Here is a 19,500-nt window from a genome sequence, read left to right on the forward strand (position 1 = left end):
ATGTACAGAATTATAAAAAGAGGAAAAACGATCATCATGGATAAAGACCGGGCTCTCTATATACCGGAATATCACATGCTGGTCATCAGTGATATTCATTTAGGTAAATCCGGACATTTTAGGAAGGAGGGATTACAGATTCCTAAACAGGTGTCCGATACCGATATGCTGCGCCTGGATAAACTATTGGAAGTTTATAATCCCAAAACCTTATTGGTAACAGGTGATATGTTTCATCACGATCATAATCTGGATCTGGAAACATTTCGTGAATGGAGAAAGAAGTATGCATCATTAGAGATTATTCTAGTGAAGGGAAATCATGAAAGATTATCCGTTCTATTCTATGAGGAACTCGCCATAAAACTGTTTTCAGATTACTATGAACTGGGTGAGTTTTGTTTTGTTCATAATAGAAAAGATGCACCAGATCGGGGAAAGTTTATATTTTCAGGACATATACATCCAGGTATCTTGTTAAAAGGGAAGGCCCGACAACGGATAAAATTACCTTGTTTTGTCTTTGATGATACGGCGGCACTTTTACCTGCTTTTAGTTTGTTTACAGGATTGTCTCTAATCGAAGTTACTAAAGAACAGGAAGTTTTTGCGATAACAGCTCAACGTGTACTCCCAATGGGAACACGCAGAGCTGAAATTTGAATAAACTGACCTCACTAATCTTATTGCTATTCTATTTCTGAGCAATGATTTCACTTAAAAATAAAGGGTAACTCAAATTAACCCTTATCAAAATAATAGATCGTATTTATGATTTGATGTAAATTATTTATAATATTATTTACTTCTCAATACCTGTGTTTTTTATGTCCCTATAAAAAATATCAACCAAAACCTGCCGCATTTTAAGTCAATTAAATCCTTTTCGAAGAGTAATAAGAAATAAAAATGTTTGGAGATATGAAAATTTGTTTATACTATTGTAGTAGGATAGAATAGTATAGACTCCTGTGCTACTTCATCTCATAAACCAACTATAAAATAATAACTAATTATGAACGATTATTTGTATCATCAATTCTGTAAATGGCACAGATTAGGTATTGTCTTTTTTTTCTTACTCATTTCTAACCTTGCATGGGGTCAATCACCATCATTTGAATTAAAAGGTATCGTACTGGATAGTGTGAGTCAATTGCCAATTTCAAATGTTACCATTGCAATAAAAGGAAAAAAAGCATTAGTATCCACAGATTCGCAAGGGCAATTTTTAATTAAAGAAGCGCATATTGGCGATGTTTTGCAATTTACTTCGGTCGGATTTGAAAGTAAATCCGTTAAAGTTGAAAATCAAACTAGGTTAACCATTTATCTCGCATCTTCGAGTTCTAGTTTGGATGAAGTGACTGTTGTTGCCTATGGCACGCAAAAGAAAACCAGTATGGTTGCTTCGATCACTTCGATCAATCCCAAAGAAATTAAAGGTCCCACTTCCAATTTGACTTCTATGTTGGCGGGGCGTGTTGCCGGTTTGATCGCTTACCAGCGAAGTGGTGAGCCCGGTAATGACAATGCATCTTTTTTCATCAGAGGTGTTGGATCATTTGGAGCAGGAAAAAAGGATCCACTGATCCTGATTGACGGAATGGAATCTAATACAACAGCCCTAGCAAGGTTGCAGCCAGATGATATTGCCGGGTTTTCAGTTTTGAAAGATGCCGCAGCTTCAGCATTATATGGAGCTAGAGGTGCAAATGGGGTTGTACTTGTTAATACAAAAAGTGGTATTGTAGGAAAGGCTAAGTTTAATGCACGATTTGAAAATTCGATCTCGACCAACACGCGTAATTTTAAATTTGCAGATAATATTACTTACATGAAGATGGCCAATGAGGCTGTCTTAACGCGCGACCCTAGAGGTACACTTCCTTACAGTCAAAATAAAATTGACCATACTGAAAATGGTGACGATCCACTTTTATATCCGAACAATAATTGGATAGATCAATTAATAAAAGATCATACCAATAATCAACGTTTTAATTTTAACGTGTCTGGTGGTGGAAATTTAGCGCAATACTATGTTGCAGGTACTTTAAATAGTGATAAAGGGATTTTAAAAACGGAACAAGGGAATAGTTTTGATAATAATATTAATTTAAAGAATTACTCGCTACGTTCAAATATCACGCTTAATATTACGCCTACAACGACAGGGATTATTCGTACATCTGCTCAATTTGATGATTATACCGGTCCATTAGGTGGATATGATAAATGGGGTAATTTGATCAACGGCGGTCAACGTGTCTTTCGCGAAGCGATTTGGTCTAATCCGGTGATGTTTCCAGCCATCTATCCGTCGTCTTATTTGCCTTATTCGACACATCCGTTATTTGGTAATAATTATATTCCAACAACTAAGACCTTGTATAATAACCCATATGCTAATATGGTAAATGGTTTTCAGGAGTACAATAGTTCAACTGTTAATGTACAACTTGAACTAAAGCAAAACTTTGACTTTCTGACAAAAGGTTTGTCCGCGAGATTAATGGCTTACACGCAACGCTACTCTTATTTCTCCGTTATGAGAAGTTTCAAACCGTTTTACTATAATTTAGTCAAGATACCGGGAACTGATAATTCAATATTAAGTCTGCTGAATGAAAATGAAGGGACAGAATATTTAGATTATAATCAAGGTAATAAAATATTGAATACGACTACCTATGGAGAGTTTGCTCTTAACTATAACCGTACGATAGGTGAAGATCATGATCTAACCGGAATGTTAATAGGTATTATTCGGAATTATCAAACAGCAAATGGGGGAGATCTGCAAGCTTCTTTGCCCGCACGAAACCTTGGTGTATCGGGACGTGGTACATACGCCTTTAAGAATAAATACCTTTTCGAGTTTAATTTCGGTTATAACGGATCGGAGCGTTTTTCCAAAGATCATCGGTTTGGATTTTTTCCATCATTTGGTGTAGGTTGGAATCTGCATGAAGAAAAAATGTTTGATTTTATGACTTCTTCTGTCTCGAGATTGAAATTTAGGGCCACATATGGTTTGGTTGGTAATGATCAGATCGGAGATGAAAATGACCGGTTCTTTTACCTGTCTCAGGTCAATCCAAACAATAGCGGTAAGGGATTTTCATGGGGAAACAACTGGGATTATTCTAGACCAGGCTATTCTATATCGCGTTACGAGAATCGTGATATTACCTGGGAAAAAGCAACAACATTTGATGCCGGATTTGATCTGAACTTAAAAAACGGTTTAGGTGTCGTGTTTGATTATTATGATTCAAAACGGACTAATATTTTAATGGTGCGCTCTAATATTCCTTCGACTACTGGTTTTCAGGCAAATATCCATGCCAACCTAGGTAAAGTGCAAAGTAGGGGATTTGATCTAGCATTAGATTACAATAAATCTTTTGAAAACACGTGGTGGACACAGTTAAGGGGAAATATGACGTATGCCACTAATAAATTATTGGTCAATGAAGAGCCTAATTATTCTGATAATCTCAGTTACCTCACACATTTAGGACTTCCGATAAAGCAGGGATATGGATTAATTGCAGAAAGACTATTTGTTGACGATATGGAAGCCGAAAATTCGCCATTGCAAAACTTTGGTGGTGCTTTTAGAACAATGGGAGGTGATATCAAATACAGAGATGTAAATGGCGATGGTAAAATAACAGATCTGGATAAAGTGCCAATTGGTTATCCTACCGACCCGGAAATCATCTATGGTATGGGATTTTCAGTTGGTTTTAAAGGATTTGATGTAAGTGCATTTTTACAGGGTTCGGCACGGTCTTCATTTTTTATTGATCCGGGTAACATAACACCATTTGCTATAAATGGGCCTTATCAAAATGGACTTTTACAAGAAGTGGCGAACAGTTACTGGTCCGAGGACAATCAAGATACTCGTGCATTCTGGCCTCGGTTGACGGATGGTTTTAATAATAACAACAATCAGTTTTCAACATGGTGGATGCGCAATGGTGCTTTTCTGCGCCTAAAATCTGTTGAGCTGGGTTATAATGTATCGGATAAGTTTCTGACCAGACTAAAGATGTCAAATGTTCGCTTTTATGTCAATGCGATGAATCTCGCAGTATGGAGCAAATTTAAAATGTGGGATCCGGAAATGGGTGGTGAGGGCTTAGGATACCCAGTTCAAGCAGTTTATAATGTGGGTATTAATATTGGATTTTAAAAAAGAAATGTATCATGAAAAAGTTAACTATATTAAAATCAGTGATTGTGTCAGGGGTATTGTTTCTTCAATCTTGTAGTTATTTAGATGTTGTACCCGACAACGTTGCAACTATTGATAATGCTTTTACGATGCGAAGCGAGGCCATTAAATATTTAGCAACCTGTTATTCTTATTTGCCTCAGGATGGTGATCCGACGCGTAACCCGGCTTATATGGCTGGAGATGAGTTTTGGTTAGACTATCCGACGCTCAGTATTGATGGGACGAACTGGAATATTGCCAGAGGTAACCAGAATGTCACGAACCCCTATGTCAATTATTGGGATGGCGCAATGTTTAATGGGATTCGTGACTGTAATATTTTTTTGGAAAACATACGCAATCCGGAAAAGGTACGGGACTTAACCCAAGATGAAAGAACGACCTGGGAGGGAGAGGTCTTGTTCCTAAAAGCTTATTATCATTTTATGTTGATGCGCCATTATGGCCCATTTCCGATTATGGATGTCAACTTAGATGTAAACACGTCTATAGAAGCTGCTAAAGTCAAACGTCAATCGATCGATGAAGTTGTTGATTATATTGTTAAAGTATTGGATGATGCTATAGTCAAGCTTCCCAATACCGTACAATCGCCTGTTACTGATTTAGGTCGTATTACCAAACCTATTGCTATGGGAATAAAAGCCAAGGTACTTTTGTATGCGGCTAGCCCTTTATTTAACGGTAATAAAGATTTTGCCAATTTTAGAAATGTCGATGGCAGTCTATTTTTTAATCAGAGTTTTCAAATCGAGAAATGGCAAAAGGCAGCACAGGCTGCAAAAGAAGCAATTGTAGCCTGTGAGAGTTTAGGAATTGGTTTGTATAAATTTCCAGGAACGGTGTTCCCTTTGTCAGATACCACAATAACGCAGATGAGCATCAGAAATGCTGTGACTGAAAAATGGAATAAAGAAACCATTTGGGCTAATCCAACTTCTCGTGCTTGGCAGATGCAGTATTCTTCAATGGCACATATTGATCCTAATAATTCTGGAAATAATAGTGTTCATGGTACTTTAGCACCTACAATAAAAATAATTGAACAGTTTTATACGAGTAATGGTGTGCCTATAGAAGAGGATAAAACCTTAGATTTTTCTAATAAAAATCAGCTTCGGAGAGGTAACCATATTGAACGTTTCAATAATATTGAAAATTACCAGACGGCACGTCTGCACTTTGACCGTGAAAATCGCTTTTATGCAAATGTTGGATTTGATGGAGGCGTATGGTTTATGGAAAACAGTCCGAGCCGTAGTGACGAAAATACATGGACAACTCAACTACGCTTAGGGTTATTTGGAAGTGGGATTTCCATCCCCATCACGACATACTACCCAAAGAAACTTGTTAACTGGAAATTTGCTTTTAAGGATGGCAACAGCTCCCATATAGAGGAATACCCTTGGCCAATATTAAGACTGGCAGACCTTTATTTGATGTATGCAGAGGCTTTGAATGAAAGTCAGGGTCCTGCTGAAGATGTTTTTTTGTATTTGGATAAAATTCGAGCTAGAGCGGGATTGAAAGGTGTTAAAGAATCTTGGAGTCAATATTCATTTAATAGTAATAAACCAAATACAAAAGACGGTTTGCGACTGATCATCCAACGCGAACGAAATATAGAGATGAGCTTTGAAGGCTCAAGATATTGGGATTTAAAAAGATGGAAGCTCGCGGCGCAGGAACTGAATAAGAATATAACCGGCTGGGATCGAAACCAAGATAAGGACCATCCCGAATTGTTCTATAAAGAACTCACTTTCTTTCAGCAGCGTTTTGTGGCACCGCGTGATTATTTCTGGCCAATCCGCGAAAATAACCTGCTTGTTAATCCCAATTTAGTACAAAATCCAGGATGGTAGTATGATCTTAAATCTGAAGAAATTATGAAAAATTTAATATATGTCAAAAATATAGTGCTCTTGATAGCCTTACTATTTGCTGTAAGTGGCTGTAAAGAGGAAAAAGGTTGGAACCTGCTGGAAGATGATCAAGCTAAACCGGGTGTTATCACAAACGTATCCGTGACCAACGGTTTTGGTAATGCCACGATTCGTTATTCTTTACCAGAAAGCGATAATTTGCTTTATGTCAAGGCAACTTATCAAATGGCCAATGGCGAAAACCGCGTCGTTAAATCATCGCAGTACAAAAATGAAATTCTTATTGATGGATTTCCCGATACACAGAAGCATGTTGTTAAACTATATGCTGTCAGTAAAGCTGAAATTGCATCTGACCCCGTTGACGTTACCGTTGAACCAAAAACGCCAATTTTTGATCTCGTATACGGTCAGTTAAAGGTTGTCGAAACATTTGGTGGTGTTCGCATCACATCTATCAATAAGGAAAAAGGAAATATTGTTATTGTTCCTATGGTGGATTCTCTAAATAATGGGGAGTTCCTTCCTTTGGATAATTATTATAGTCAAGATTCAGTAATACTTTACAACATACGTGGATTAAAATCGAAGGAAATGAAATTCGCATTTTACATTCGTGACCGATGGCTCAATACATCAGATACGCTCTATAAAACATTGAAACCGCTGGAAGAAAATCTTTTTGATCGTCAGCAGTTCAGTTCATTGCGTTTGCCGGGTGATGCTCAAGTTTTATATGGTACAGTTGAAAGTATGTGGGATGGTAATATGAATCCTTCAAGGTGGCCTTCTCTTTATACAGTAGAAAGTGCCGGTACTCCGCAGTCTTTAACTTTCTCGGTCGGAAAAGAAGCAAAGATGAGTCGGATTGTCGTGTTCCCGAGGAGAGAGAACGGATTCTATGATAAGGGGAATCTGCGTGATTTTGAAGTTTGGGCAAGTAATAATCCAAATTTAGATGGTTCTTGGGAGTCATGGACCAAATTGGCAACTTGCACAGTTCGAAAACCTTCTGGAACACCATCAGGCACAAATACCAATGCAGACGAAGTCTATGGTATAGCGGGCTGGTCATTTGACCTTCCAGAAGACGCACCTAAATATAAATATTTAAGGATTAGAAATCTTCGCAATTGGAGAGGCAGTTATTTTATGCAGATCGCTCAAGTACAGGTCTGGGGTGTTTATTGATAATTAAAAAAATAAAGAATATGAAACTATATATATTCGTACTATCCTTATTTGGTGCTTGGATGTTGGCATCCTGTTCTAAAATGGATGATTTTACCAAGTACACAAATGGCCAAGAGCAAATTTATCCTGCGAAATTAGATTCCATTAAAGTCCGATCAGGTAAATATAGGGTACAGATTGAGGGTGTTTTTCGGGTAAGTACAGGAATCTCCGAAATCCGTGTCTATTGGAACAGTAAACAAGACTCCATGCGATTTCCGGTTCAGCTGAAGAACGCAAATGATACCGTTCGTTGCTTGATCGAAAACCTGCCTGAAGGACCGATGAATTTTGAAGTCAGAACATTAGATCCTCAAGGAAGATTATCAATACCTACAAATCTGGTAGGATCAATCTATGGCGAGCGATATCGTGAAGGATTATTTCAGCGTTCTGTAGTGCAACAAAATTTTGTTGCAGGTCAGCAGTTGCAATTGGTAACACAGGATGTTGCCACTACTATGGGAGCTGACGCTATGCGTATCAAGTACAAAAAAGATGATGGAAAGATGATCGATACTTTAGTGAAAACAAAATCCCAGAATGCACAAATACTTCTTTCTCATTACGCACTTTATAGTGAACTGTCTTATCAGACTATTTTTAGACCGGATAGTAATGCGATCGATACTTTCGTGGTACAGCCGACGAAGTTAATACCCAAGGGAGATATTACGGCCTGGTATTTAAAAAACTTTAAGAAACCTTTTACATCTGTTGCTTATGATGGAAACCGATGGGGTACGCTGAATGATTGGATAACAAATTCAAGTATGAAAAATCACAATGGTTTTGGTGGTTTTGCTTCTGATGATGGGGGAGTGGTCAATGTGGAAGCTGGATGGGGAGCTCCTGCTATTGTAAATGGTAAAATTGAACAACAGGTTACACTTCTTCCTGGAAAATACAGATTTTTCTGTACTTTGTCAGCAACAAATTATGATCAACCTCCTGCATATCTGGTAATCAGTAAATCGAATAAAACTATCCCCGATTGGGAACAGATTAATGATGCACTATTGTATACAGAAGTGAAATCTGATGGAATTTATTTTGATATTAAAGAGAAAGTAACGGTTAATATGGGAATGCTGCTTAATTTTCAACCTGATCATTATATGAAAATTGATGCTTTTCAAATCACATTACAATAATAGATGATATAAATTATGAAAAAAATTTTAGGAATATTTTTAATACTCGCCACTTCTCTTCAGGTACAGGCTCAAATATTTGAAGTAAAAAAAAATGAACTGGTATTTAAATACGACCGAGGAACAGGGAAATATAGTGTGTCCCAAAATAATAATTTGATTATAAAAGATGCTGTTTCTTATGCAGTTCTTTCAGATGGCACGCGTGTCAGTTCTGAAAATCTGAACGGAGTTTCAAAAATAAGTGAACAAGTTGTTGCTGATGCTTTAGGAAAAGGGAAACAGTATACAGTATCTTCAAAAACTAAAGCCGGTATAGAGATGAAGCAACATTTTTTTCTATACGACCAGAAACCGATTATTTTAGTTCAATTGGAAATTAACGGAAAAAAGATAGCAAGTAATGATATGTCTCCTTTATATATGCAGGCGAATATAAGTGGACTTGGTAAAGCATTATATCAAGTTGCTGTACCTTTTGATAATGATACTTTTATTTCTTATGAAAATGAGTCCCTTTCAAAAACAAATAAAGTAAGCGCTGAAGTGGGTGTTGTTTATGATAAGAATAGTAATCATGGATTGGTTATCGGTTCCTTAGACCAGTCTGTCTGGAAATCGGGTATATCCATTGGAGGAAATCAAAATAATTATGATTTTCTTGCAATAAAAACAGGATTTACGGATGTTAATATTACCCGAGATTCTATGGGACACGGGTTTATAAAAGGCAATCGTATTATTTCGCCGAAGTATTTGATTTCTTATGTAAAAGATTGGCGTGTTGGAATGGAGGACTATGCAAAGATCCATCGCCAACTACAAACACCTTATGTACAGCAGTGGACAGCTGCTACGCCTGTTGGTTGGAACAGTTGGGGCGTGATTCAGGAAAAAATTAATTTTCAGAATGCTACCGCTACAGCACAATATTTTGAAAAAGATATTCCTCATTTTCGCAATGCAGACGGTGATGCTTTTATTGATTTAGATTCTTTTTGGGACAATATGACACCAGGAGGTATGTCGGGAGATTATAGTCAACTTGAAAAATTTGTACATTATTGTGACTCTTTGGGTCTTAAACCAGGTGTATACTGGGCTCCTTTTACCGATTGGGGACATGGCAGTGGACCTAACCGAACAGCGGAGGGAAGTTCTTATAAATTTGGTGATATGTGGACCAAAACGAAAAGTGGCTATCACAATTTGGATGGTGGACGTGCTTTGGATCCTACGCATCCGGGTACATTGGCACGTATGAATGTCATATTGGGTAAACTGGTTGCGTGCGGGTTCAAGATGATTAAAATAGACTTCTTGTCACATGCTGCTATTGAGTCGACAGGGTTTTATGATAAAAATACGTCTACGGGAATGCAAGCCTATGCTGTTGGAATGAAACATCTGGTAGATGTCTTGAAAGGCAAAATGCTTATTTATGCGGCGATCTCTCCATCATTAGCAACCAATCAATTTGCTCATATGAGACGCATAGCATGCGATGCATGGAAAACGCTCGACCAGACTGAATATACCTTGAATAGTGTGAGCTACGGTTGGTGGCAAACGTATCTGTATGATTTTATTGATGCTGATCACCTGGTCTTTCATGACGAACCGGAAAATGTAAACAAGGCAAGATTACTTTCCGGTATTGTTGCAGGTACGATTATCCTTGGCGATGATTTGTCGAAGAAAGAAAATTGGCAAAAAAACATGAATGTTTATCTCCAAGATTCAGAAATATTAAAGGTCATAGCAGATGGTAAAAGTTTTAGACCAGCTGGATTTGTGGAGGGAAAATCTGCAAACCAATGCTATTTTAAGAAATCGGGTAAGTATCTTTATGTTGCTATTTTTAATTTTAGCAATGAAAAGCAACATGTTGCTGTGGATTTCACACCTTTAGGTTTGAATCCTGCGCAACAGTATGTAGCAGAAGAATTATTTACCAAAACAAAGCAGAACATAAAATCTGATTTGCCAATTGCATTTAATGAAGGAGGCGGTAAACTTTTTAGAATCACCCTTTAACTCCTATTTAGTATTTATATATGAAAATATCCAAAGAAGAAAATAGTGCAACTTTAATCGCGCGGATAAAACGGTTAGAATCATTAAATACACTTTCTAAACATGAGTGTATTGTTCAAGGAGTGCTGGATGCGATCGATGCAAATGAGCTAGAAGTGCATTCCAGTCTTCCATCAGTCAATAATATGATACATTACCTCGGATATGCCAGAGAAACTTTTTCAAAGGCATACCGGGATCTTATAGCGCATGGAGTTGTTGAGTCTAAAAATAGAAAAGGATATTTTGTCGTAAGTAATAACACCCAGATGAAACAAAAAGTGGCTGTCGTGTTGTATGCTTATGATACATTTCAAGATACGTTAGTATCGGAATTGCGTTCAAATCTTCCAGAAGAAGTATCCGTCGATTTATTTTTCCACCATAATAATATGGAGACTTTTGAAGATATTTTTAATCGTATCCAGGGAAAATATACGGTTTACATTGTAGCTCCTATTGAAAATAAAGCTTCGGTCCAGCTATTAAGATCCATATCTCCTTCAAAGCTTTTAATTATTGATCGTTTATTGGATTTAGGCGACGAGTATTCGTACATAGCTCAAGAATTTGAGAACTCTACTTATAAAGTCTTTGAACAGCTGTATCCTAAAATAAAAAAGTATAGAGAAATTATCTTTTATTTTAGAGAAAACACAGCAGAACCCAATGAAATCAAAAATGCATTTCTGAAATTTTTGGATAAGTATCAAATAAAGGGGCATATTGAAAAACAATATAAGCCCGGTAATTTAGAAAAGGATACGCTTTATTTTACGATTCACAATCCAGAACTGTACCTGATGCTGAAAGATATTTTGCAAAAAAAATGGAGATTAGGAAAGGACCTGGGGATTCTTTCTCATAATGATGATGTCATCAAAGAAATCATAAGCGGGGGGATTACAACATTTTCCACCAGTTTTCATACGATAGGTCAAGAAGCTGCAAAATTTGTTTCACAGCGGGTCCCTGTAAAAATGATTGTACCGACTGAGCTGGTAGATCGAAAATCACTTTAACAGATAAGGTAGACAAATTGATATGATAGTTGCAAGTTTTTGCTTTTTTACGGTTTTAGTAGCATTATGGTCTCTGTTAAAGTATAAATCGTATTATACGACTACATTAAGCGGTTTTTTTCTAGCCGGTAAAAGTAATAGCTTCTGGATGGTTGGATCTGCACTTCTGTTGACCAACCTAAGTGCAAATCAATTTATTGGTGAAAACGAATCTGTTTACATTAACAACTTATCTGTTATAGGATGGGGAGTGAGTTCGGTGGTCGCCATGTTAGTCGTTTCGGAGTTTCTGTTACCGATTTATTTCAAACATGGTTTTCGAACCATACCCGATTTTCTATCGCTGAGATTTAATGCGAAGACCAAGTTAATCGTTTCCGTACTTATCCTTGTTGGCTACATCGTTAATTTATTACCTCCAGTTTTGTATGGAGGGGCGTTAAGTTTGGCAATCATGTTTGATGTACCTGCCTATTTTCAGATTAGTTATTGGCATAGTATCTGGGTACTTGTCTGGGCTTTAGGAATTATTGGTAGCCTGTATAGCATATTAGGTGGATTGAAATTAATTTCTTTATCTGATGTCAGTTTAGGTTTGGGACTATTTTTACTTGCTCTGATAATTCCAGTATATGCATTTTGGTATCTGGGCAGTGGAAACATATGGGAAGGAGTTCAGCAAGTATTTCTGAATAAAACAGAGCACTTGAATGCCGTGGGAGATAAACACGATGCGGTACCTTTTTCGACGCTCTTTACCGGCATGTTATTGATCAATTTCTACTACTGGGGTATGGAGCCATACATCGCCCAACAAACCTTAAGTGCAAAAAATTTAAAGGAAGCACAGAAAGGAATGACACTGGCCGCAGGGGGCAAATTATTGATGCCCTTGCTTATTAATCTTCCAGGACTTCTGGCCATACATCTTTTGCCAAAAGTTGAGCCCTCGGCATCTGTATTTCCTAATCTGATTGTTCATATTTTCCCTGATATTCTTGTTGGTTTTTCACTCGCACTTGTTTTTGGTGCCGCTATGACTACATACACTGCGGGATTACAAAGTTGCGGTAGTTTATTTATATTTAATATCTATAAACCTTATCTGAAGCAACGTAATATCATCGTGTCGGAAAGCCAGCTCGTAAAAAAAGGCAAATATTTTGAACTCATCATTTCTTTGTCAGCCATGTTTATTGCACCTTTTATCCTTTTTGCACATGATGGTTTCTATACGTATTTGCAGACGGTTTCAGGACTTTTTAATATGCCTATTTTTACGATCATGATGATGGGTATTTTATCCCAAAGGGTAACCCCAGCGATGGCTCAACTGGGACTGTTTTTATACATGATCAGCTATTTTACCCTTGTGTTTATTTGGAAACTAGACCTGCATTATCTGCATTTATTTGCCTTATTATTTGTCATTATAGCGATTATTATCTGGATAGGCAGTAAGGTAACACAACCTCATTATAAATCCACTTTTCAATTTGAATTTTCAGGATTGGATCGTACTTCCTATTGGAAAGGAAGGCATTTGGTCGGTACCATCCTAATTTTAGTGATGATAGCGATTTACATTGTTTTTTCACCCTTGGGCCTAGCCCAATAAATCTATTTTTTATGTTAAAATCACAAAGAGCATATATATTCATTGTAGTATTGATATTTTTTGTAAAAACGACTGTTTATGGCCAGCAGTATTTTCTATGGGATGATCAACCTGCTAAGGATTGGATGACTGAAGCTTATCCGATCGGAAATGGTCGTATTGGTGCCATGATATTCGGAGGAGTGAATAAGGAACATATTCAATTTAATGAGAACAGTCTATGGACCGGTAACGAACAGGAAACCGGAGAATATCAGGCTTTTGGGGAGGTGTTTGTTGAATTTGGACAGGTTGGAGCAAAACCTTTCTCAAACTATAGCCGAAAATTAGATTTAGATCAGGCCTTGCACCATATCACATACAATCAAGATAATCAAAAAAGAAGCCGCAGATACTTCGCTAGTAATCCGGACCAGGTGATGGTAATGGAATACACAAATGAAAATAAAAAATCACTAAATGCAACCATCAGACTTAAAGATAGTCACGGCAAACTAACAAAATCGATAGCCGGCGATTTGGTGTTCAGTGGTGTACTGTCCAATGGTATGGAATATGCTGCACGCCTCCACGTGAAAACGGAAGGGGGAGAGGTTTTGGAGACAAAAGGAGAGGATGGCGAAATATTTATCCAGGTTCAATCGGCAGATAAAATCGTTATACTTTTGAGTGCGGCGACAGATTATGCCAATACGCGGTCTACGAATTGGAAAGCGAATGAAAAGCCATTAGAAGCGAACAAGAGATATATTCAAGAGGCTGCTAAATATCATTTTGATCAATTACTTACCAGACACTTAAAAGATTATCAATCACTTTTTGCTCGAGTACAGTTACAATTGGGGACTGAAGATTTATCGCAGGAGCTAACGACAAAAAAACTGCTGCAGCACTATAAGCAAAAGCCATCACCGGCGCTAGAATCCCTTATCTATCAGTATGGGCGCTACCTGCTTATAAGCTCTTCTCGTAAGGGCGGACTACCCGCCAATTTACAGGGATTATGGAATAATAGTAATACCCCTCCATGGCGATCAGATTACCATTCCAATATCAATGTGCAAATGAACTATTGGCCTGCTGAGGTTGCAAATCTAAGCGAATCTGCATGGCCATATCTGGATTACATCAATAGTATGCGCGAAGTAAAGAAGGAAAATACACAAAAAGAATTTCCAGGAGTTCGCGGTTGGACGGTTCGTACTGAAAATAATATTTTTGGAGGAGAAAGCTTCTCCTGGAATACACCAGGCAGTGCATGGTATGCGCAGGCACTTTGGGAACACTATGCATTTAATCTTGACAAAGCGTATTTAAGAGATTTTGCTTATCCAATATTAAAGGAAATATGTCAATTTTGGGATGATAGACTTGTTCGTCGTGATGATGGAACTGTAGTGGCACCCATGGGCTGGTCACCTGAACACGGACCTACCGAAGATGCTGTGAGTTACGATCATCAGATCATTTTCGACCTTTTTACGAATTATATTGAGGCCTGTCAAATTTTACAAATTGATAAAACATATGGCAAGCATATCGAAACACTTCGCAATGCATTATTAAAACCAAAAATTGGAAAATGGGGGCAGTTGCAAGAGTGGGAAACCGACCGTGATGATCCTAATGATAAGCATAGACATGTTTCCCATTTGTTTGGCCTATATCCAGGACGACAAATATCTAAATGGGAAACCCCAGAATTAGCTAATGCGGCAAAAGTAACACTAAATGCGCGAGGAGATGAATCTACAGGATGGTCTATGGCTTGGAAAGTAGCATTTTGGGCTAGGTTACAAGATGGTAATCATGCTTACCAGATCTTGAAAAATTTTATTAATCTCGTAGGAGGTGAAGGGATCGATTATGATAATGGCGGTGGGGTATACGCGAATCTGCTTTGCGCACATCCACCATTTCAGATTGATGGTAACTTAGGTTATGTTGCCGCTGTTAGTGAAATGATCGTACAATCACAGAATAATATGATCGAGTTATTGCCAGCATTGCCAGATAATTGGAAAGATGGTAAAATTAAAGGATTGAAAGCTAGAGGAAACATTTTGATTCACGAATTGATATGGAAAAATAAGAAGGTTGAATCTGTTGTTTTAAGATCTTTAGAGCATCAGACTATTCAACTTTTGAGTGCAACTGTACTTAAAGACGCAAAATTGATGAAGGAAGTTAACGGTAAGTTTATATATCAGATACAATTGAAACCAAATCAGAGTTTAAAGCTCACTAAAGCTGTTAAAAATTGATAATATAGAATATTCCTTATGCTTATATCAGGTATTTGGTATAATATTTGGGTGTAGAGCTTTAAAAAAAGAATACACAGCTACTTTTAAGCATTAATTTGAAAGTAGCAGTGCTTAAATAAAGTGATATATGAAAAGCATATTTTTTTTGGCAGTTTTGCCATTGTCCATTTTAGCAAGTTGTACGTCTGGTAGCAAGGGGAGTGAAAAAACTAAAACGGGTGATTCACTAACGGTAGAATTTATTGGTTCAGCACCGTTAGATATAAAAAATCCAGAAGGTAAAGTACAATTATATGCTGTTGCAGAGAATATAGCTGATGTACCAGCAACACTGTTGGAAGAGAAAAATATTCAACAGTCTGGTGTTCCTTTCACAATTGATTTTGTTTTACCAAAAGATCATAAATCGCATATAAAGCCTGCGGTAGCCGCACATGAAGCAGTCAAATATTATGTTACTGTTAAATGGGATTCGGATGGTAACGGAAAAGTAGAAAAAGGAGATATTATGATTGACTATGACAAACAGTTCCCAAATGTAAAACTAGGAGCAGGAAAGCAACAGGTTTATTTGACCGTTATTAAATAATAGTGAGGTAGCACCGATCGCATGTATATATCCATTAATGCTATTTTAAATTTAAAATGATTAGTTTCTAACTGCTTTTCAGAGTAAATAGTAGCTATTTTTATGAATTGTGATTTTTAGGAAGTATCATTATTTTAAAAAAATTGATGACCATTTAACGCTAGAAAATATGAAAAAAATAATCACATTATCGTTTGTTATGTTGACAATGATAAGTTGTAGAAATAGGGATTCAAAAACTGAAAACCGTAATGCTGCTTTTGAAGAAATGACAGGCAAAACAGTTACTTTCTCAGAACCGGCATGTTATACTTACAATGACGGCAATAATCATATTTCGTTGGAATTTACTGATATAGGACCAACTCTTAAAGGAAACCTTACGTACGCTTTCGCCGAGAAAGATAAGAATACTGGAACTTTCGTAGGGCAGCTGAAGGATAATGTGCTGCTCGCAGATTATACTTTCCAGTCAGAAGGAGTAACTTCTGTTAGGCAGGTTGCATTTAAAGTAAGTAAAGACACATTGATTGAAGGATATGGTGATATGAATGCTGAAGGTACGGCTTTCAAAGATATAAAGCACTTGAATTTTACTTCAACCATGCCCTTGATAAAAGGAGATTGTGTTGAAAAAAAACAAGGTTGCCTGTTTGAAGATGGAAAATCATACTCAGAATTGGAACAAAGGTGCATTACATTAGCCACTTTAAAAACAATCTTAAATCCTTTGAAGGATGGGGCAAGAACGGAAGGTAAACAAGCCTATGTGTACTTTAGTTCGGACAATTCTAAAGCTGAAGTTTTTTTGCCCAATTCTAATAATGGTATAGTATTGGAAAAAAAAGGTGAAGGAAACTGGGTTTCTGGAAATTACATCCTCATGGCATGGAAGGGATATGTGTTACAGGATAAAGGTGTAGCTGTATACGGCGGATAATTATTTCAGTTTAAAATACAAACAATTACAGCAACCTTGCATGAAAGATTGCTGTTTTTTTATGCTCATCGTTGTAGTATAACAACTAACCAATATGTATGTTTGACTTTTGACAGAAAATTGTCAAAAAACAAAAAGAGTAAAACAAAGATTATTTTAAATTTTAACTTAGACATGCTATTTGTTAGCGTTTAAGATTATGGATCGTCGAATTACATTTTTTACTTTAAAGGAGTTTGTTGCCGAGCAGATGAACAAACAACAGTATGAGGGATTTACTATCTGTCATTTACAGAAAAGTAATATGACTGACATTCGCTCTTATGAGCCTATGCGAACTGACAGCTTTGGAATGAGTATTATCCTAAAAGGAACGCTCGGTATGCGGATTGGTTTTTCTGAACAGAAAATCCAGGAAAATATGGCATTCTTACATTCACCGACTACAATTATTGAGTTTTTGGAAAGGAGTGATGATCTTGAAATGATTAGTTTCATGTTTTCTTTAGATTTTGCTAAAAAAATAGGCATGTTTTTTCAAGGCAGATCGTCCTTAGATTTTTTGTTTGACAATTATTTAAAGGTATTTTCCTTACGTGAACCTGTAGTTAAGCGATTTGTAGTTTATCTAGAACATTTAAGAGAAGTTAATCTGAGTCCTACACCAACTAAACATCAGGCGGAAATTATTAAAAGTACTTTTGCACTACTCAACTACGAAATAGAATCCGAACTTATGGATCATGTTATCGGTCAGGTCGTACTCAGTGGCCGAAAAGAGAAATTATGTTTGGATTTCATTACGCTGGTGGTAGATCAATTTCATGTTCACCGTTCAGTCCAGCATTATGCCGATTGCTTATTTGTGAGTCGAAAATACCTCAGCAGGGTTATAAAAGAAGTTACAGGGTTAAGCCCGCTGCAGATTATTGAACAAACGTTGATGGCTGAAGTGACAGCTAAATTACGGTCTAATTTTTACTCAATCTCAGATATCATGCAACAATTGAATTTTAGTGATTTACCAACTTTTAGCAAATTTTTTAAAAAGAATACAGGTCAATCCCCGATTCTGTATCGTAAAGAATTATTAACTTAAATTTATCCCGAACTTAATTTAGTGTCTTTTTGACAAGTTAAAGCTCCCTTTAGACTTTTTAACCGATTTAGTCAGATATATATTTGTATTAATTGTACATGAGGAGAAAAGATGGGGTCTGAAGTCCAATATTTTAGTGACTAACCCTTCTTTTCGAATCTTTAAATATAGCGAGAACATAATATATTTTAAATGAATCGGAAATTAGTTGTTCAATCAACATTGCTTGGCTTAAGCCTAGGATTCCTAACAAGTTGTGGTCAAAAACCAAACCAGGAAGGGGGGGCACCCGCAGCCTTAGAAGTTCCAGTGATGACACTTCAAGAAGAAAATGGAATATTAACAAAAACTTATGCAAGCAGCATTGAAGGAGTTGTAAATGTTGAAATCCGTCCACAAGTTTCCGGTTATCTGGCTAAGATCTTTGTTGATGAAGGTGCATTTGTCAGGGCTGGGCAGACTTTATTTCAAGTGGATGATCGTACCTACAAAGAGCAGTATAAAAATGCGCAAGCATCTATTTTAGCAGCTAAAGCGAATCTGTCCAATGTTAAAATAGATTTAGATAGGAAAAAAGAATTAGTAAGTAATAAACTCGTATCTAATCTACAGGTTGACCAAGCACAGGCAACGTACGAAGGTGCGCAAGCGGCTTTAGCGCAGGCAAATGCCGTTTTTGAAACAGCGAAAATTAACCTTGAATTCTGTACAATCAAAGCTCCGGTCAGTGGCACTATAGGTCGTATTCCTTATCGATTAGGAAGTCTCATTAATCCTGCTGCAGTCGAGCCCTTAACGCTCTTATCAGATACGCATGCCGTATTTGCATATTTCTCAATGAGTGAAAACGATTTTGTTAATTTTCAGGCAGCATTACCGGGAAACTCTGTTGCTGAAAAGTTGAAGCAAGCCGCTCCTGTAACTTTAAAAACAGCTAATGGACAGGACTTTCCACATTTAGGGAAAATTGATGCTATTGAAGGTCAATTCGACAAGAATACAGGTTCGATCAGTCTTCGGGCAAAATTTGAAAACCCGCAAGGACAATTACGAACAGGTAACACAGGGAAAATAGCATTAGATCAACATATTGAGCAGGTTGTTGTAGTTCCGATAACAGCAACGACAGCCATTCAAGATAAAATTTATGTATTTACGATCAGTAAAGAAGGAAAGGCGGTACAGACGCCAATTGAAGTAAGCGGTAAACAAGAATCTCAATACTTCGTCAAATCAGGTGTTACAGCAGGTGATCAGATAATTACAAATGGACTTAGTTTCCTTCAGAATGGTATGCCTGTTAAGGTGAAATCCGCAACCACAGTAAAAGATAGCGTGAATAAATCTTAACAACCATTTAT

At 37.0% G+C, this 19,500-nt stretch carries 13 protein-coding genes; all 13 read left to right on the top strand.

Features of this window, described 5'->3' with window-relative positions; genetic code table 11:
- The 13 genes from pdeM (at position 1) to WH188_RS19770 (ending at position 19,489) form a co-directional block, all read left to right on the top strand.
- A complete protein-coding gene (pdeM, locus tag WH188_RS19710) occupies positions 1-663 on the top strand; it encodes a ligase-associated DNA damage response endonuclease PdeM (RefSeq protein ID WP_339424574.1) in 663 nt (220 codons plus the stop codon).
- 352 nt (positions 664-1,015) lie between these two features.
- Positions 1,016-4,207, top strand: coding sequence for a SusC/RagA family TonB-linked outer membrane protein (locus tag WH188_RS19715; RefSeq protein ID WP_339424575.1), 3,192 nt, complete (start codon positions 1,016-1,018; stop codon positions 4,205-4,207).
- A 14-nt stretch (positions 4,208-4,221) separates the two neighbouring features.
- A complete protein-coding gene (locus WH188_RS19720) occupies positions 4,222-6,120 on the top strand; it encodes a RagB/SusD family nutrient uptake outer membrane protein (RefSeq protein WP_339424576.1) in 1,899 nt (632 codons plus the stop codon).
- A 24-nt stretch (positions 6,121-6,144) separates the two neighbouring features.
- Complete coding sequence (locus WH188_RS19725) at positions 6,145-7,332, top strand: DUF5000 domain-containing lipoprotein (protein ID WP_132767644.1); 1,188 nt, start codon at positions 6,145-6,147, stop codon at positions 7,330-7,332.
- Positions 7,333-7,352: 20 nt separating this feature from the next.
- The gene (locus WH188_RS19730) at positions 7,353-8,528 is read left to right on the top strand and encodes a DUF4998 domain-containing protein (protein ID WP_168126342.1); all 1,176 of its coding nucleotides are present in this window, start codon (positions 7,353-7,355) and stop codon (positions 8,526-8,528) included.
- 15 nt (positions 8,529-8,543) lie between these two features.
- Positions 8,544-10,565, top strand: a complete 2,022-nt coding sequence (locus WH188_RS19735; RefSeq protein WP_339424577.1) for an alpha-galactosidase — start codon at positions 8,544-8,546, stop codon at positions 10,563-10,565.
- Between the two features lie 20 nt (positions 10,566-10,585).
- A complete protein-coding gene (locus tag WH188_RS19740; RefSeq protein ID WP_132840368.1) occupies positions 10,586-11,626 on the top strand; it encodes a GntR family transcriptional regulator in 1,041 nt (346 codons plus the stop codon).
- 22 nt (positions 11,627-11,648) lie between these two features.
- Positions 11,649-13,244 carry a solute:sodium symporter family transporter gene (locus tag WH188_RS19745; protein ID WP_339424578.1) on the top strand — a complete coding sequence of 532 codons (1,596 nt, stop codon included), beginning with the start codon at positions 11,649-11,651 and terminating at the stop codon, positions 13,242-13,244.
- Positions 13,245-13,255: 11 nt separating this feature from the next.
- Entirely contained in the window at positions 13,256-15,508 is a 2,253-nt protein-coding gene (locus WH188_RS19750; protein WP_339424579.1) for a glycoside hydrolase family 95 protein, read from the top strand.
- Between the two features lie 130 nt (positions 15,509-15,638).
- On the top strand, positions 15,639-16,100 hold the full coding sequence (locus tag WH188_RS19755) for a hypothetical protein (RefSeq protein WP_168126346.1): 462 nt from the start codon (positions 15,639-15,641) through the stop codon (positions 16,098-16,100).
- Positions 16,101-16,269: 169 nt separating this feature from the next.
- A complete protein-coding gene (locus WH188_RS19760; protein ID WP_168126347.1) occupies positions 16,270-17,040 on the top strand; it encodes a hypothetical protein in 771 nt (256 codons plus the stop codon).
- A gap of 199 nt (positions 17,041-17,239) precedes the next feature.
- Positions 17,240-18,139 carry a helix-turn-helix domain-containing protein gene (locus WH188_RS19765; protein ID WP_168126348.1) on the top strand — a complete coding sequence of 300 codons (900 nt, stop codon included), beginning with the start codon at positions 17,240-17,242 and terminating at the stop codon, positions 18,137-18,139.
- A gap of 192 nt (positions 18,140-18,331) precedes the next feature.
- Positions 18,332-19,489, top strand: coding sequence for an efflux RND transporter periplasmic adaptor subunit (locus WH188_RS19770; protein ID WP_168126349.1), 1,158 nt, complete (start codon positions 18,332-18,334; stop codon positions 19,487-19,489).
- Positions 19,490-19,500 lie beyond the last annotated feature (11 nt).

Origin of the sequence: Sphingobacterium sp. MYb388, from assembly GCF_037479535.1 — a bacterium.
Taxonomy (GTDB): domain Bacteria; phylum Bacteroidota; class Bacteroidia; order Sphingobacteriales; family Sphingobacteriaceae; genus Sphingobacterium; species Sphingobacterium anhuiense.

Coding starts and splice junctions, on each gene's coding strand:
- WH188_RS19730 (WP_168126342.1), top strand. CDS start 7,353: ATGAAACTATATATATTCGTACTATCCTTATTTGGTGCTTGGATGTTG.
- WH188_RS19715 (WP_339424575.1), top strand. CDS start 1,016: ATGAACGATTATTTGTATCATCAATTCTGTAAATGGCACAGATTAGGT.
- WH188_RS19765 (WP_168126348.1), top strand. CDS start 17,240: ATGGATCGTCGAATTACATTTTTTACTTTAAAGGAGTTTGTTGCCGAG.
- WH188_RS19735 (WP_339424577.1), top strand. CDS start 8,544: ATGAAAAAAATTTTAGGAATATTTTTAATACTCGCCACTTCTCTTCAG.
- pdeM (WP_339424574.1), top strand. CDS start 1: ATGTACAGAATTATAAAAAGAGGAAAAACGATCATCATGGATAAAGAC.
- WH188_RS19760 (WP_168126347.1), top strand. CDS start 16,270: ATGAAAAAAATAATCACATTATCGTTTGTTATGTTGACAATGATAAGT.
- WH188_RS19770 (WP_168126349.1), top strand. CDS start 18,332: ATGAATCGGAAATTAGTTGTTCAATCAACATTGCTTGGCTTAAGCCTA.
- WH188_RS19720 (WP_339424576.1), top strand. CDS start 4,222: ATGAAAAAGTTAACTATATTAAAATCAGTGATTGTGTCAGGGGTATTG.
- WH188_RS19755 (WP_168126346.1), top strand. CDS start 15,639: ATGAAAAGCATATTTTTTTTGGCAGTTTTGCCATTGTCCATTTTAGCA.
- WH188_RS19725 (WP_132767644.1), top strand. CDS start 6,145: ATGAAAAATTTAATATATGTCAAAAATATAGTGCTCTTGATAGCCTTA.
- WH188_RS19750 (WP_339424579.1), top strand. CDS start 13,256: ATGTTAAAATCACAAAGAGCATATATATTCATTGTAGTATTGATATTT.
- WH188_RS19745 (WP_339424578.1), top strand. CDS start 11,649: ATGATAGTTGCAAGTTTTTGCTTTTTTACGGTTTTAGTAGCATTATGG.
- WH188_RS19740 (WP_132840368.1), top strand. CDS start 10,586: ATGAAAATATCCAAAGAAGAAAATAGTGCAACTTTAATCGCGCGGATA.